The following is a 15,242-nucleotide window of genomic DNA, read 5'->3' as shown; positions in this document are numbered from 1 at the left end:
TCGTCACCGGCCTGATCGACATGGGGGCGAATGTTAAGGCGTTCGATCCGGTCGGCATGGAGCAGGCCAGGGGCGAGCTGCCCAGCATCACCTATTGCGAGGATGCCTATTCCTGCGCGCAAGGCGCCGACGCGCTGGTCATCGTCACCGAGTGGGTGCAGTTCCGCGCGCTCGATCTCGACCGGCTGAAGGCGACCATGGCGCAGCCGATCGTCGTCGACCTCCGCAACATCTATCGCCCCGAAGAGATGGCCGCCGCCGGCTTCACCTACGAGAGCGTCGGCCGCCCGCCGGCGCAGGGGTAAGAGTTACACGCGATTGTCATACCCCGCGGAGGCGGGGTATCCAGTAGTCCCGATCTTCGTGATGATTGGGATCTGAGTTTACTGGATCACCCGCCCCAGCGCGCAAGTGCGCACAAGGCGGGTGATGACGGATAGAGACTTTGCCCCGCAGCTTCGACACGCCCCTCCCGATCGATGCCGTGCTCGACGACCTCTCGCGCACGCTGGAGGCGCATAACGCCGCCGTGCTGGTAGCGCCGCCAGGGAGACGGTCATGACCGACGACACGCACACGATCCGCAGCGGTGGACTCGCTGCGACCATCAAGGCGCAAGGCGCCGAGCTGTGCTCGCTGAAGGACGGCAGCGGCACTGAATTCATCTGGCAGGCGGGGCCGGCCTGGCCGCGCCATGCGCCGCTGCTGTTTCCGATCGTCGGGCGTCTCGCCAATGACGAACTGCGGCACCGGGGCAAGACCTACCGGATGACCCAGCACGGCTTTGCGCGCGACAGCCGCTTTGCATGGGCGGAGCGCGGCGAAAGCCGCTGCACGCTGGTGCTTGAAGACGGCGAGGCGACGCGCGCGCTCTATCCGTTCGCGTTCCGGCTGACGGCAACCTATACGATCGATGAAGCCGGTCTCGATCTCTCGCTCACGATCGCCAACACCGGCGCGGAGACATTGCCGGCTTCGCTCGGCGGCCATCCCGCTTTCAACTGGCCGCTTCAGCCTGAAGTGGCGAAGGAGAGCTGTGCGCTGACTTTTGCGAAGACAGAATCATCTCCCGTGCGCCGTCTCGACGGTGGCTTGCTGCGCGCGGCAGCCGAGCCAAGTCCCGTCAAAGGCGCTGTGTTGCCCTTGTCCGAGTCCCTGTTCGTCGACGACGCCATCATCTTCGACCGGGTCGAAAGCAGTTCGGTCCGCTACGCCGCCGGGCAGGGCGCTCCCACCGGACCCTGGCTGAACATGTCCTGGCGTGGCTTTCGCGAGCTCGGCGTCTGGTCAAAGCCGGCAGGCGCGCCGTTCCTCTGCATCGAGCCCTGGCGCGGCTATGCGAGCCCTGCGGGTTTCGACGGCGAATTCAGTGACAAGCCGGGCCTGATGCACATTGCGCCGGGTGCGGACGAGCAATTGTCGTTCCGGATCGAGGTCGGATCATCCTAAAGGTCTATGATGCGCGGGATGAGAATTGTGGGCCAATTCATACTTAATGCGTCAAGGTCATGACCAATATTGTTTGGGCATCACAACACGCCTAGTATCCGGCAGGCAATTTCGGGGGCTCGAATAAGTCGTGAATGTACGTTCACAAGACGGCGCACTGCGCGACCTGAATTTCCAGGTCGGGCCGCAGCCGCAGGGCATATCCAGCATCGTCGCTGATTCCGCGCGTCAGGAATTGCGTCCTATCGGCCGCGAGCGGCTGCTCGTCGTCGAAGACGATCCGGTGACGCGGACGATGCTGGTCGGTTATTTCAACGAGAACAATTTCGACGTGGTCGGCGCCGGCTCCTGCGCGGAATGCCGCCAGGCGCTGCGCACGCGCATCGATCTGGTCTTCCTCGACTTGCAGTTGCCGGATGGCGACGGCTTCGATCTCGCCAAGGAGATCCAGGCCACCAGCAATGCCGGCATCATCTTCGTGACCCGCCGCGACACCGACGTCGATCGCATCCTCGGCCTCGAGATCGCCGGCGACCACTATGTCACCAAGCCGATCAATCTGCGTGACCTGCTCGCGCGTGCGCGCAGCGTGCTGCGGCGGCGCTCGATCGACCGCAAGGCGGCGCGCAACCACAATTCGATCGCCTTCGGCGACTGGATCATCGACCTGACGCGGCGCGAGCTGCTCGGCAGCGACGGCAAGCCGGTGGCGTTGACGCGCGCCGAGTTCGACCTGCTCGCGGCGCTCGTCGGCGCCGACGGCAGGCCGCTCAGCCGCGATTATCTGATCGAGGTCGTCAGCAACCGCCAGGCCGAGGTCGACATCCGCACGGTCGATGCGCTGGTGGCGCGGCTGCGCCGCAAGCTCGTCGGCAGCGGCACGCCTGTCATCGCGACCGTCACCGGCGTCGGCTACAAGCTCGCGCTCAGCGAGCGGCCCTAGCCTGTCCTGCTAATGTACTGAACGCCCTCGCGCCTATCGCGCGCGGGCGCTCTGGTCCGTCGGCGTGCTTGGCGCAGCCCCGGCCAGCCGGTCGTCGATCGCATAGAGCGTGCAGCCGGGCGACAATTTCGAGCAGGCGGCAAGCGAATCGCGCTGGGCATCGTCGGCGGTCGCCCGGCCCGAACGCCAGCCGTAACCGCCCTTCGGCGACACCGCAAAGGCCTTGTGCGGCAAGGTGCTGGCGAGATAGCGCGCGAACTCGACGCGCGCGGCCTCGTTGAGCTGGCTGGGCGGCGGCAGCGGATCGGGCGGGCTCAGGATGTCATGGCCGAGTCCGCGCTCGCGCAGGAAAGCATCGACGTAGGGCGTCCATTGCGGGCGTCCCAGCACCGAATAGAGATAATGGCCGTCGTCGCCGTAAGCCGGCGCCGCGACGAACGTCGCGTTGCCGCCGCCGGCGCGAAACCCGTCATGAAAGCGGTGCGCAAGATCGGGGCCGAAGTACAAATCGTTGGTCGCATAGACCCATAGCATCGGCACGCGCGAGCTCTTGCCGAAGCTGGCGAAGGCCTGCACCAGTCCATCCGGATTGCAGACGTCGTCGTCATCCCGCGAGCCGCGACCGCCGGCAAAATTGATTGCCGCGACCAGACCGGGCGGCGCCTGGGCCGTCAGTGCGACGGTGGCGAGCCCTCCGGTGGAATGGCCGGCCGCGATCATGCCCCTTGTCGTGACGTCGGCCCGGTGCGCCATCGCTTCGATGGCTGCGCGCAAGTCCGCCACCGCGACCGCCGTCGCCGGCACATAGGCGGCATTCGCGCAGGCGCCGACGCTGTCAACGCGGCCGCCGGGCGAGGTGCCGTAGCCGCGCCGCATCACGATCAGCGCGGCAAAGCCGCGGCGGGCATATTCGAGCGCGATGCCGTAATATTTATGCGCGGACATGGTTGCGCGGTCGTCGAACTTGCGCGGCGAGCCGTGGCTGAGCAGCGCCAGCGGATAACGCTTCGTTCCCGCCGGGCGAACCAGGAACGCCTCGAGCCCCTGCGGCCCGGCCTCCGCCATCGGGATGCGCAGATCCTCGGTGTAGAACTCCGCGGCAGGCGCCGGCGTGCCAGCGACGACGAGGCCGGCAATCAACAGCAGCAGCTTGCGCGAAAGGGCCATGGGACGATTCGAAGGACTTGATGGCGTGGACCATAGCATGATCCGGCGGATGCACGGCCTCACCGCCGGTGGCGGGAAGCTGGACCGCGGCCTCTCCACGCGTCATTCCGGGGCGCGCCACTTGGCGCGAGCCCGGAATCCATTTGTCCGCGTCAATGCTGCATGATGGATTCCGGGCTCGCGCTACGCGCGCCCCGGAATGACGGCGATGGATGACGGGACTTACAGAGCGTCACCCCGGGAACGCCGTCCCCGTCGCGCGTGTTGTGCCCTTGGCGGGCTCGTGGCCGATGCTATGGTGTCGCCGCTATCTCGGTTACGACAGGACGAGGATATCTCAGTGGCTGATGTTCATCCCGCGGCGGGCAAGCTTGCCTCGCCGGACGCGCTCACCAACGTTCCGCGGCTGGTGACGGCCTATTTCGCCGGCAAGCCGGATGTCGCGGATCCCGGGCAGCGGGTGGCATTCGGCACGTCGGGCCATCGCGGTACCTCGTTCAAGAACACCTTCAACGAAGGCCATATCCTCGCGACCACGCAGGCCATTTGCGACTACAGAAAAGAAAAGGGGCTGACCGGTCCGCTCTTCATCGGCATCGACACCCATGCGCTGGCCGAGCCGGCGCTCACAAGCGCCGTCGAGGTGTTCGCGGCCAACGGCGTCGACGTCATGCTCGACAAGGACGGCGGCTACACGCCGACGCCGGTGATCTCGCACGCGATCCTCACCTATAACAAGGGGCGCAGTTCGGGCCTCGCCGACGGCGTCGTCATCACGCCCTCGCACAATCCTCCCGAGGACGGCGGCTACAAATACAATCCGCCGCATGGCGGCCCGGCCGATACGGATGTCACGGGCGTGGTCGAGAAGCGCGCCAATGCTTATCTTGCCGACGCCCTGAAGGGCGTGAAGCGCATCGATTACGCCAAGGCGCGCAAGTCTTCGAATGTGCAGGCCTACGACTTCATCACGCCCTACGTCGCCGATCTCGGCAATGTCGTCGATCTCGCCCTCGTCAAATCCGCCGGCATCAATATCGGCATCGATCCGCTCGGCGGCGCCGCGGTGCACTACTGGCGTCCGATCATCGAACGCTACGGCCTGAAGGCCACGGTCGTGAACGAGGCGATCGACCCGACCTTCCGCTTCATGACGGTCGACTGGGACGGCAAGATCCGCATGGACTGCTCCTCGCCCTACGCCATGGCGAGCCTGATCGGGATGCGCGACCGCTTCGACGTCGCCTTCGCCAACGACACCGACGCCGATCGCCATGGCATCGTGACGCGCACCGGCGGCCTGATGAACCCGAACCATTATCTCGCGACCGCGATCGCCTACCTGTTCGCGCACCGCCCGAACTGGGGCAGGGACGCCGCGATCGGCAAGACCGTGGTGTCGAGCTCGATCATCGACCGCGTCGCCGGGAAGCTCGGCCGCAAGCTGGTCGAGACTCCGGTCGGCTTCAAATGGTTCGTCGACGGCCTCGTCGGCGGCTCCTTCGGCTTCGGCGGCGAGGAGAGTGCAGGGGCCTCGTTCCTGCGCCGTGACGGCACCGTGTGGACCACCGACAAGGACGGCATCATTCTCGGCCTGCTCGCCGCAGAGATCATGGCGAAGACCGGCCGCGATCCGAGCCAGCTCTTCAATGACCTCACCGCCGAGCTCGGCGTGCCGCATTACGCGCGCATCGACGTCGCCGCCACCGGACCGCAGAAAAACATCCTCAAGTCCGTCACGCCCGAGCAACTCGGCCTCAAGGACCTCGCCGGCGATCCCGTCCGCAGCACCCTGAGCAAGGCGCCGGGCAACGGCCAGGCCTTCGGCGGCATCAAGGTCGAGACCGATTACGGCTGGTTCGCCGCGAGGCCGTCCGGCACCGAGGACGTCTACAAGATCTACGCCGAGAGCTTCCGCAGCACCGAGCACCTGACGCGGATTCAGGAAGAGGCCAAGGCCGGCCTGGCGAGGGTGTTCGGGGCGTAGCTACCCTGAAGGGCAGAACAAGCCGCATCTGAGCGTTCACGATAGGTCGTCATGCCCGGGCTTGTCCCGGGCATCCACGTTCTTCGTGCCGCGCGGAAACGCGTGGATGGCCGGGACAAGCCCGGCCATGACGGCATCAAGGCCCCAAGATTGTGTATACATCTATCGGTTAGAAGGTAATATAGCACTCCAGATTTGTGGCTTGAACGATTCCATTCCTGCGCTATTGTATACATAACGTATTCATAAGCCTTGGGAGTGAGACTGGTGACAAAACCCTTCCCCATGAACGCCTGGTACGCCGCCGCCTGGGATGCCGAGGTGAAGCCGGCGCTGCTGCCGCGGACGATCTGCGGCAAGCACATCGTGATGTACCGGAAGGCCGACGGCTCGGTGGCCGCGCTGGAGGATGCCTGCTGGCATCGCCTGGTGCCGCTGTCCAAGGGCCGGCTCGAAGGCGACACCGTCGTCTGCGGCTATCACGGCCTGAAGTACAATGCGCAGGGGCGCTGCACCTTCATGCCCTCGCAGGAGACCATCAATCCGTCGGCCTGCGTCCGCGCCTATCCCGTGGTAGAGCGCCACCGCTACATCTGGCTCTGGATGGGCGATCCCGCGCTGGCCGATCCCGCGCTGGTGCCCGACATGCACTGGAATCACGATCCGGCCTGGGCCGGTGACGGCAAGACCATCCACGTCAATTGCGACTACCGCCTCGTGCTCGACAATCTCATGGATCTCACCCACGAGACCTTCGTGCACGGCTCCTCGATCGGCAACGACGCCGTCGCCGAAGCGCCGTTCGACGTCACCCATGGCGAGAAGACCGTGACGGTGACGCGCTGGATGCGCGGCATCGAGGCGCCGCCGTTCTGGGCCAAGCAGCTCGGCAAGCCCGGTCTCGTCGACCGCTGGCAGATCATCCGCTTCGAGGCGCCGTGCACCATCGCCATCGACGTCGGCGTGGCGCCGACCGGCACCGGCGCGCCGGAGGGCGACCGCTCGCAAGGCGTCAACGGCTTCGTGCTCAACACCATCACGCCGGAGACCGAGAAGACCTGCCACTATTTCTGGGCGTTCGTGCGCAACTACCGCCTCGGCGAGCAGCGCATCACCAGCGAGATCCGCGAGGGCGTCTCCGGCATCTTCCACGAGGACGAGCTGATCCTCGAGGCGCAGCAGCGTGCGATGGACGAGAACCCTGACCGCATCTTCTACAACCTCAACATCGACGCCGGTGCGATGTGGTCGCGCAAGCTGATCGACAAAATGGTGGCGAAGGAAAACCCGCCGCAGCACCTCCAGGCCGCGGAGTAAGGCATGGCCGAACGTGAGGTCGATCGCTCCGTCTCGCAGACCGTGAAGGCGCAGCTGGCGCTGCGCGACCAGATCCTGTCGGGCGCGTTGCGCCCGGGCGAGCGTATCTCCGAGCTCCAGGCGGTGGAGACCACCGGCGCCTCGCGCACGCCGGTGCGCATGGCGCTGGTGCGGCTGGAGGAGGAGGGCTTGCTCGAGGCGATCCCTTCCGGCGGTTTCATGGTGAAGGCGTTCTCCGAGCGCGACATCTCCGACTCCATCGAGCTGCGCGGCACGCTGGAGGGCCTCGCCGCGCGTTTCGCCGCCGAGCGCGGCGTCTCCGCGCGCGAGCTCGAGCCGCTGAAGGAATGCTTGGCTGCGATCGACGAATTGCTGCGGCAGGTGCCGATCTCGATCGAAGCCTTCTCGTCCTATGTCACGCTGAACGCGCGCTTCCACGCGCTGCTCACCGAATTGTCGCGCAGCCCGCCCTTGATCCGGCAGATCGACCGCGCCTCGGCGCTGCCGTTCGCATCCCCAAGCGGCTTCGTGATGGCGCAGTCGGCGCTGCCCGAGGCCCAGCAGATCCTGATCATCGGGCAGGAGCACCATCGTGTCGTGATCGATGCGATCGAGAACCGCGAAGGCGCGCGCGCCGAAGCGATCATGCGCGAGCATGCCCGCCTGGCCGTGCGAAACCTGCGCCTCGCGCTGCGCAACCGCACCCATCTCGACCTCTTGCCGGCGCTCGCGCTGATCAAGACCGCAACCGATTGAGGGCAGCCGCCATGCGCTTCATCGAAACCTGGATTCCGGCGACGCTCGCCTCGACGCGCGATCTTGCGCCCGGCATTCGCGAGTTCCTGATCCGTCCCGACCAGTTCGACGGTGCTGCCTATCCGGTCGGCAGCCACATCAATGTGAGCGTCACCATCGACGGCCTGCCGGAGACGCGGTCCTATTCGCTGGTCGGCGAAGCCTCGTCGCACGGCCTCAGGATCGCGGTCCGCCGCGCCGAGGATTCCCGCGGCGGCTCGCGCTACATGTGGTCATTGCAGCCGGGCGCGCGGCTCGACATCACGCAGCCGGCCTCGCTGCTCGCGGTCGATTGGGCCCGCGACAACTATTGCCTGATCGCCGGCGGCATCGGCATCACGCCGATCCTCGGCGCGGCGCAGGCACTGGCGCGGCGCGGCGCTGACGTCACGCTGCACTATGCCGTGCGCTCGCGCAGCGAGGCCGCCTATCTCGACGATCTCGCCACGATGCTCGGCGACCGCCTGGTCGTTCATGCCAGCGACGAAGGCAAGCGGCTCGATCTCGACGCGCTGTTCGCTTCGTTACCCCAGGGCGCGCTCGCGCTGTTCTGCGGCCCGATGCGGATGCTGGATGCCGCGCGCCACGCCTGGATTGGTGCGGGCCATCCGCTTCCCGAGCTCCGCTACGAGACCTTCGGCTCAAGCGGCACGCTGCCGACCGAGACGTTCCGCGTGCGCCTGAAGGGCTCCGATGTCGAGCTCGAAATCCCGCGCGAGCGCTCGATGCTCGACGTCCTCAACGCCAGCGGCCACGACGTGATGTACGATTGCAAGCGCGGCGAATGCGGCCTCTGCGCCATCGACGTGGTCGAGGTCGACGGCGAGATCGACCATCGCGACGTCTTCTTCAGCGATCATCAGAAGCAAAGCAACCAGAAGATCTGCGCCTGCGTTTCGCGCGCGAGGGGCACCATCACCGTGGACACGCTGCTGCGGGCGGATGCGATCTGAGGCGGCATTATCGGCCTTCATGGTTCGAGACGCGCCTTCGGCGCTCCTCACCATGAGGGTCTAACATTCGGGCCGCAACGCAAGGCCTCATCCTGAGGAGCCCGCCAAAGGCGGGCGTCTCGAAGGATGGCCGCACAAAAACCTACGCCGCGTAGATCGCCCGATACTTCTTCGTCTCGAGCAGCGCCAGCACGCCGTCGGCCGATACCGGCCGGCTGATCAGATAGCCCTGCACCTCGTCGCAACTGATCTGGCGCAGATATTCGAGCTGGTCGGCGGTCTCGACGCCCTCGGCGACAACGCCGATGTCGAGGTCGCGTGCCAGCGAGATCACCGACTTCACGATCGCGGCGCAATCCGGCTGCACCAGCATGTCGCGGATGAAGGACTGGTCGATCTTGATGCGGCTGAACGGCAGCTTGCGCAGATAGGTGAGCGAAGAGAAGCCGGTGCCGAAATCGTCGAGCGCCACGGTGACGCCGAGTTCCAGCAGCGCGTTCAGGATCGTGACGGCAGAGCCGTATTTCGACAGCAGCATCGACTCCGTGATCTCGATCTCCAGCCGGTGCGGAGCGATCTTGGCGTCGCCGAGCGCCTGCACGATGGTCTGGAGGACGGTCGTATTGTGAAACTGCGCGGCGGAGAAGTTCACGGCGACCCTGACGTCCTCCGGCCAGTCCGAAAGCGTTGCGCAGGCGCGCCGGATCACCCATTCGCCGATCTCGTGGATCAGCCCGGTCTCCTCGGCGATCGGGATGAACTCGCTGGGCGGCACCAGTCCGCGCTGCGGGTGCTGCCAGCGCAGCAGCGCCTCGAAGCCGGTGATCCGGTTGTTGCCGAGGTCGAGGAACGGCTGAAACACCAGGAACAGCTCATTCCCGGCGATGGCACCCTCGAGGTCCGATTGCAGCGCCTTGCGGTCGCGGGACACCCTGTCGTCGCTGGCCTCGAAGAAGCAGACCGTGCCGGGGCCCGCCTTCTTGGCGCGGTAGAGCGCGGCATCGGCGTTCTTCATGACGTCGAGCGGCGTGCTGCCGTCGCGCGGCGCCAGCACGATCCCGACACTGGTCGCGCCGACGATCTGGCGGCCCTCGATCGGGAACGGATCAGTGAAGGCCGCGACGAAACGCTCGGCGATCTCGAGCGCATCTTCCGGCCGCGCCACGTTGGTCATCACCAGCGCGAACTCGTCGCCGCCGATGCGCGCGACATGTTCGGCTGCGCGCGTGCAGCGTTGCAGGCGGCTTGCGACCTGGACCAGGAATTCGTCGCCGGCGGGGTGTCCGAGCTGGTCGTTGACCTCCTTGAAGCGATCGAGATCGAGCAGCAGCACCGCAAATTCCTCGCCGGACAGGGCGAGCCGCCGCAAGGCGGCATCGAGCGTCTCGTTGAAGGCGACGCGATTGGGCAGTTGGGTGAGGGGATCCTGCCGCACGGTACGTTCCGCCTCGACCTGCTGCATCACGCGCCGCGCGAACGAGAAGGAATTGACGAACACGCCGCGCAGCAGAACGCTGCCGTAGACCACGACGAGAAAGGCAATCAGCAGGAAGGCCAGATCGCCATTCCTGCCGAGGCAGATGGCGATACCGACGAAGATGGGCGCCGTGAACGCGATCGCTGCGATCGGGATCGTGGCGAAGGCCAGCGCGCCGCCGGCCAGCATGCCCGAGCAGAGGCAGGTGATGACGAGCTGTCCGCCGGTCGAGGCATTGGCGAAGAAGGCGACCGGAACGATTCCCCAGGCGGCACCAAGGAAGAAAGCATTGCGCACCAGCCTGTGCATGGCGCGGCGCGAGACGAATTGCGGCTTGGTGACGCGGCGCGCGGCGTGGGATTGCAGGCCGAATGCGATTGCGGCGCAAGCCACCGCGGCCGCCCAGATCAGGGCGAACATCCGGTCGGGCGACTGCCACAGCGCGATCGCCAGCACGACGGCGTTGCAGGCATTGGCGAGCATGATGCCGACGGAATAGCCGAGCACCAGCGACATCTGTTCGGCGCGGATATGGCCGGCCACGGTCTCGTCGGTTGCGGGACCGCCAAAGGCCGACAGATCGCCGGCAAACAGCCGCGCGAAATAAGAGGTCAGTTGGGTCCGCATTCTGGAGCCTAGCAGCACGGGCCGATTGTCCGGCTCGATCCGGAGAATTCGCCGCAAACCTTTGACGAACTATGAATTATCCCTGGCTGCCACGATCGCCGCGACCACTTCTGCGTGTTCGCGCGCAGTATCGATAACAAATCGATACAAATGCGGTGCCGCGCGTTACGGCTGTAACGCGGGGAAACATGATCGCGGCCAACTCCGCTGCCATGCCCCGGCCTGACCGGGGCATCCAGTACGCCGCGGCCTGTCGATTCAATCACAGTCATCTCGGAGTACTGGATCGCCCGGTCAAGCCGGGCGATGACAGCGGTGTCCGGGAGGCGTCGTCACCACCCCGGCGGCTTCGAGTCGCAGCCGCTCTCCGTCAGCCTTGTCACCCCGCCAAATCGGTCACGCGTTCTCATCCAGCGCACGAACGCGCTCTCATCGGCGCCTTATGCGTCGAAATACGACGGCTGGTATCCGATTGCCGCGCAGTGTTGCTCATCGGACATAGTGTGAACTTAAGGTTCCCTTTACTCTAGCTCGGCGCGAATTTTGGAATTTTGGAATTGCCGGTGGCTGGAATGGGAATGAAGCGTCTGCTGCTCGCGACTTCGGCATTGGCGAGCTGCCTGTTTTCGCTTCCGGCTCAGGCGCAATCGATCTGGGGTGGCGCGGGCAGCAGCACCACCACAAACGACTACAATCTCGGCACTAACTGGTCCAATGGCGTGCCGCCGACGGCCGTCGGTCAGGCCGCTCAATTCGGCGATGGCGGCGCTGGCCCGGCAAGTACCGCGGTCAGCACGGGCGCCGCCGCGATCGCGCCGGACTCATGGACGTTCACGGCAACGTCCCAGAGCTACACCATTTCGGGCTCGACCGTGAACTTCAACGGCGCCGGGCCGAACCTCGTCAACAACGCCAATGCCGGCCAGGCCATCTCGATCAGCAACAACATGACCGGCGCCGGGATCTCGCAGGCCGGCGCCAGCACGCTGACGCTGAGCGGGACCAACGCGTTCACCACGACCAGCATCACCGCCGGCACGCTCGTGAACAGCGGCTCGCTCACCTCGACCATCACGAACAGCGCGACCTTCACGAACAACAACAACGTCGTCGGCGACGTCACCAGCTCCGGCAACTTCGGCAACAATGGCACCGTCACCGGCTCTCTGAGCCAGTCCGCCGGCATCTCTTACAACTATGGAACGATCACCAGCACGCTCGGCCTGACCGGCGGCTCGTTCACCAACTACGCCGGCGGCCAGGTCCAGGGCGCGACCACGAACAACGGCGGCACCGTGGACAACAATGCCACCATGGCCGGCGTGACCAACACCTCCGGCACGTTCAACAACAACAGCAGCGGTTCGATCACGACGCTGAACAACAATGGCGGCACGTTTGCGAACGCGAGCGGTGCAACGGTCTCCGGCGCGGCGACGATCTCCGGCGGCACCGTGACCAACGCCGGCACCTTCTCCAGCACGCTTGGCCTGACCGGCGGCACGTTCACCAACAACTCCGGCGGCCAGGTCCAGGGTGCGACCACGAACAACGGCGGCACGGTGAACAACAACGCCACGATGGCCGGCGTGACCAACACCTCCGGAACGTTCAACAATAAGAACGGCGGCTCGATCACGACGCTGAACAACAATGGCGGCGGCGCGTTCACCAATTACATCGGGGCGACCGTCACCGGCGCTGCAACGCTGTCGTCCGGCTGGATCAACAACGCCGGGACGCTTGCGAGCACGCTCAGCCTGACCGGCGGCACGTTCGAGAACACAGGCGTTGGCCAGGTTCAGGGCGCGACCACCAACAACGGCGGCTTGATGGTCAACTATGCCGTGATGGCCGGTGTGACCAACACCTCCGGTACGTTCAACAACAACACCGGCTCATCGATCACCACGCTGAACAACAATGGCGGCAGCTTCGGAAACCAAGGGACGGTCTCCGGCGCGGCGACGATCTCGGCAGGCAGCGTGACGAACTCGGTCTTCGGCACGTTCTCCAGCACACTCAGCGTGACGGGCGGCACGTTCACGAACACTAGCGGCGGTCATGTCCAGGGCGCGACCACGAACAACGGCGGCACCGTGAACAACACGGCCACGATGGCCGGCGTCACCAACACGGCAGGCATCTTCAATAATAACAGTGGCGGTTCGATCACGACGCTGACCATCACTGGCGGCAATTTCACCAACGCGAGCGGCGCAACGGTCTCCGGCGCCGCGACCATGTCCACAGCCACCGTGGTCAATAGCGGTACGTTTGAGAGCACGCTCAGCGTTGGGGTGGGCAATTTCCAAAATCAGGCCTCCGGCCAGGTGCAGGGCGCGGCAACGATCAACGGCGGCGGGATCACCAACCTCGGTGCGATGGCCGATGTGACCATCATTTCAGGAAATTTCAACAATACGACCGGCACGGCCGGCGCGGTGTCGAATGCCGATACGGGATCCAACGGCGGTACGATCGCTTCGCTGTCGAACTCGGGCGGCAACTTCAGCAACTTCGGCGCAATCAGCGGAGCGATGACGATCTCCGGCGGCGTCGTTTTCGTGACCGCTGGCGGTACGATCGGCGGCGCGGTAAGCCTCACCAATGCGGCGGCGACTCTCAATATCTCCGGCGTCACTGCCGGTCTTTCGGTTGCAAGCCTCTCGGGTGTCAGCGGAAGCGCCGTGAACCTCGGCGCCAAGACGCTGACGATCTCCGGCGGCACGCAGGTCTTTGGCGGCGTGATCCAGGGCAGCGGCAATCTGATTATCTCCAGCGGCGTCTCAGAGGGGCTGACGGGCAGCAGCAGCTACACCGGAACGACCACGATCAACGGTGGCCTGCTCAAGGTCGATGGCTCGATTGCCAGCTCGTCGATGACGACATTGAACAGCGGCTCCCTCCTGGGCGTCGGCACCGTCGGGAATCTCACCGTCAACGGTGGCGTCTTCACGCCCGGCGGAGGTGTGGTCGGCGGGTCCATGACCGTCGCGGGAAGCCTCGTCCTGGCGGCGGCCTCGACTTACCTGGTGGAAGTGACTCCGGCGACATCCACCTCCGGTATCGTGACCGGCAATGCAAATCTCGGCGGCGCGACCCTGGGCGCGAACTTTGCCGCCGGCAGCTATGTCGCCAAGACATACACGATCCTGACCGCCGGCAGCATCACCGGAACGTTCAATTCCACCGTCTCCACCCTTGGCCTGCCCGCGGGCTTCAGCACCAGCGTGAGCTACGACGCAGCCAATACTCACGCCTACCTGAACCTCGTGCTGAACTTTGCGCCGCCATCGGGCAGCCTGAACGTCAACCAGCAGAACGTCGGCAACGCGATCGTCAACTTCTTCAACGCGACCGGTGGGATCCCTATGGCGTTCGGCGGCCTGACGCCATCAGGGCTGACGCAGCTCTCCGGCGAGGTCGGCAGCGCGCCGCAGCAGTCGACGTTCAACGCGATGACCCAGTTCATGGGCGTGATGACGGATCCGTTCGTCGCCGGCCGCGGCGATCCCGTCAGCGCCGTCGGCGCGCCGAATGCCTATGCCGAAGAGAGCATGGCTTACGCGGCCACCGTTAAGGGGCGTTCGGCCAGCGCGCGAGATGCCCTGGCCGCCTACACCAAGGCCCCGGTCGCGCCGGCCTTCGAGCAGCGCTGGAGCGTCTGGGCGGCCGGCTTCGGCGGTTCGCAGCAGACCGACGGCAACAATGCGCTCGGCTCCAACAATACCACCAGCAGTCTCTACGGCACGGCCGTCGGCGCTGATTATCGCGTGTCGCGCGACACGCTGCTCGGCTTCGCTCTCGCCGGCGGCGGCACCAATTTCTCCGTCGCTAACAATCTCGGCGGTGGCCGCTCCGACCTGTTCCAGGCCGGTGCCTTCTTCCGCCACAACGCAGGCCCCGCCTACATCACGGGCGCGCTGGCCTATGGCTGGCAGGACATCGTCACCGATCGCACCGTGACCGTCGCCGGCGTCGATCGCATGCGCGCCGAGTTCAACGCCAATGCCTGGTCAGGCCGGCTCGAGGGCGGCTATCGCTTCGTCTCCCAAGGCATCGGCCTGACGCCATATGCGGCGGCGCAGGTCACGGCGTTCGACCTGCCGGCCTATGCCGAGCAGGCGATCAGCGGCAGCAACCAGTTCGCGCTCGCCTATGGCGCCAAGAGCGTTACCGACACCCGCAGCGAGCTCGGCCTGCGCACCGACAAGGCGTTCGCTCAGAGCGACGGCATCGTCACGCTGCGCGGCCGTGTCGCATGGGCACACGACTTCAACTCCAACCGCACCATCGGGGCCACGTTCCAGACCTTGCCCGGCGCTAGCTTCGTCGTGAACGGCGCCGCGATGGCATCGGAGACTGCACTGGTCACCGCATCAGCCGAGAAGAGATGGCTGAACGGCTGGGCGGCCGCTGCCACGTTCGAGGGCGAGTTCTCCAACGTCACGCGCAGCTACGCCGGCAAGGGCGTGGTGCGCTACGCCTGGTGAGGCGCAGGCATCTCTAAAGCATGATCCGGAA

Annotated in this window: 10 protein-coding genes; 8 read left to right on the top strand and 2 right to left on the bottom strand. The window is 65.7% G+C overall.

Features of this window, described 5'->3' with window-relative positions:
- From GPL20_RS35550 to GPL20_RS35540, 3 genes are all read left to right on the top strand, one after another.
- Window positions 1–305 (top strand): UDP binding domain-containing protein (locus tag GPL20_RS35550; protein ID WP_283812248.1); only part of this gene is annotated, 305 nt, incomplete at its 5' end.
- A gap of 253 nt (window positions 306–558) precedes the next feature.
- Window positions 559–1,449: an aldose 1-epimerase family protein gene (locus tag GPL20_RS35545; RefSeq protein ID WP_157336866.1), complete on the top strand. Its 891-nt coding sequence runs from the start codon at window positions 559–561 to the stop codon at window positions 1,447–1,449.
- 130 nt (window positions 1,450–1,579) lie between these two features.
- Complete coding sequence (locus tag GPL20_RS35540) at window positions 1,580–2,392, top strand: response regulator (protein WP_254126332.1); 813 nt, start codon at window positions 1,580–1,582, stop codon at window positions 2,390–2,392.
- Window positions 2,393–2,425: 33 nt separating this feature from the next.
- Here the strand turns inward: GPL20_RS35540 and GPL20_RS35535 are convergent, their stop codons facing one another.
- Complete coding sequence (locus GPL20_RS35535) at window positions 2,426–3,559, bottom strand: alpha/beta hydrolase family protein (protein ID WP_157336864.1); 1,134 nt, start codon at window positions 3,557–3,559, stop codon at window positions 2,426–2,428.
- A 340-nt stretch (window positions 3,560–3,899) separates the two neighbouring features.
- Here GPL20_RS35535 and pgm point away from each other — a divergent pair, with 340 nt between their 5' ends.
- From pgm to GPL20_RS35515, 4 genes are all read left to right on the top strand, one after another.
- Window positions 3,900–5,546, top strand: a complete 1,647-nt coding sequence (gene pgm / locus GPL20_RS35530) for a phosphoglucomutase (alpha-D-glucose-1,6-bisphosphate-dependent) (protein ID WP_254126334.1) — start codon at window positions 3,900–3,902, stop codon at window positions 5,544–5,546.
- Between the two features lie 267 nt (window positions 5,547–5,813).
- Window positions 5,814–6,863 (top strand): aromatic ring-hydroxylating dioxygenase subunit alpha, encoded by a 1,050-nt coding sequence (locus tag GPL20_RS35525; RefSeq protein WP_254126336.1) that lies wholly within the window; start codon window positions 5,814–5,816, stop codon window positions 6,861–6,863.
- Between the two features lie 3 nt (window positions 6,864–6,866).
- Window positions 6,867–7,619 (top strand): GntR family transcriptional regulator, encoded by a 753-nt coding sequence (locus GPL20_RS35520; protein ID WP_157336860.1) that lies wholly within the window; start codon window positions 6,867–6,869, stop codon window positions 7,617–7,619.
- Between the two features lie 11 nt (window positions 7,620–7,630).
- Window positions 7,631–8,611 carry a PDR/VanB family oxidoreductase gene (locus GPL20_RS35515; protein ID WP_157336858.1) on the top strand — a complete coding sequence of 327 codons (981 nt, stop codon included), beginning with the start codon at window positions 7,631–7,633 and terminating at the stop codon, window positions 8,609–8,611.
- A gap of 142 nt (window positions 8,612–8,753) precedes the next feature.
- Here GPL20_RS35515 and GPL20_RS35510 read toward each other — a convergent pair whose 3' ends face one another.
- Window positions 8,754–10,715, bottom strand: a complete 1,962-nt coding sequence (locus tag GPL20_RS35510; RefSeq protein ID WP_157336856.1) for a putative bifunctional diguanylate cyclase/phosphodiesterase — start codon at window positions 10,713–10,715, stop codon at window positions 8,754–8,756.
- Window positions 10,716–11,293: 578 nt separating this feature from the next.
- Here GPL20_RS35510 and GPL20_RS35505 point away from each other — a divergent pair.
- Window positions 11,294–15,211 (top strand): autotransporter domain-containing protein, encoded by a 3,918-nt coding sequence (locus GPL20_RS35505; protein ID WP_157336854.1) that lies wholly within the window; start codon window positions 11,294–11,296, stop codon window positions 15,209–15,211.
- Window positions 15,212–15,242: the final 31 nt, after the last annotated feature.

The sequence above is a fragment of the Bradyrhizobium cajani genome (assembly GCF_009759665.1).
GTDB lineage: Bacteria > Pseudomonadota > Alphaproteobacteria > Rhizobiales > Xanthobacteraceae > Bradyrhizobium > Bradyrhizobium cajani.
Note: the sequence above shows the minus strand (reverse complement) of the source record. Positions and strands in the feature narration are given on the sequence as shown.